This window comes from Capnocytophaga periodontitidis, from assembly GCF_016126015.1.
Classification (GTDB): Bacteria; Bacteroidota; Bacteroidia; order Flavobacteriales; family Flavobacteriaceae; genus Capnocytophaga; species Capnocytophaga periodontitidis.
The window spans coordinates 1-754 of record NZ_JAEFDB010000047.1; the positions used below are offsets into that span (position 1 = coordinate 1).

The following is a 754-nucleotide window of genomic DNA, read 5'->3' on the forward strand; positions in this document are numbered from 1 at the left end:
TTCAGCTGTAAAATTAGCTGTACAACCTGTTGAGTTTACTGTAAGTTGTAATACATACAATACTCCTATAGGTGTTCCGTGCAACTGAGTAAAGGTAGCGTTGTGTGTTCCTGCACTGCTTGGTGTAGGCGTAAATGGAACAGCTAAGCCTGTAGTACGATCGGTAGCGCTTAGGATACGGAATGTATAACTATCACTATCGGTAGGCATTGCTACTTCTATAACCCCCGTACCCGTAGCAGTGAGTCCTAAATTACATTTTTCGTGGTAAGGTTGTACCACTAAATCATCGATATTAGGCCATATAGGAACAGGAAGAATTACTTCTTTTACTATAGGACAATTTATTGTTTCGGCATCGTAAATAGTGATGCGGTAAGTACCTTCATCGGCAGGTGCTGGAATTGTAATGGTAGTAGTTCCTGCTGACAAAGCTTGGTTTTGAGCAATGATTTGTCCAGCAGAGCTACCATTATCTATATGTTCTAAAGTATAACTATAAGTACCTGTTCCTCCAGCTACTGTTACACTGATTGCTGCAGTAGGTGATGCACAAGTTTTAAGTTTGCTGAGTGTAGCTGAAGCAGTAATAATAGCTGTAGTACTGAAAGTAGCTGTAGTCACACAGCCATTTACATCTTTTACAGTAATGGTGTGTGTTATTATAGGATCTACTTCTACCTCAAACGCTTGGTTCGCTATTGTCCAAGCAATCACTTTTTCAGCACTGCCATCTAAGCTATAGTAATGAGCT

At 40.2% G+C, this 754-nt stretch carries 1 protein-coding gene; it reads right to left on the reverse strand.

Annotation, left to right across the window (positions count from 1 at the left end):
- Positions 1-754, reverse strand: a 754-nt coding sequence (locus I7X29_RS15240) for a hypothetical protein (protein WP_198475893.1), incomplete at both ends; no start/stop codon positions are given.